The sequence below is a fragment of the Carboxydocella sp. JDF658 genome (assembly GCF_002049395.1).
Classification (GTDB): domain Bacteria; phylum Bacillota.
In genome coordinates, this window is the sequence record NZ_BDLR01000087.1 from 1 (window position 1) to 201 (window position 201).

General features: G+C 53.7%; 1 pseudogene. It reads left to right on the top strand.

Annotated elements, in window-relative coordinates:
- Positions 1–201 (top strand): annotated as a pseudogene (locus JDF658_RS11205) (IS200/IS605 family accessory protein TnpB-related protein); the annotation flags it as partial.

Here is a 201-nt window from a genome sequence, read left to right on the forward strand (position 1 = left end):
ATTTGACATTTGAAGTGGTCAGGGTGCAGGAACCGGACTTTGCTAAAGGTTGTCTGGCTATAGACACAAACCCTGATGGGGTAGCCCTGTGTAACGTTAGTGCTTCCGGCCAGCCGGAACCGTGGGCGGAGGGTTTCAGCGTTCCTTATCCCGGCAACCTGGGCAAGTACGAAGGAGAGTTTCAGGTTATCCCTTACCCGA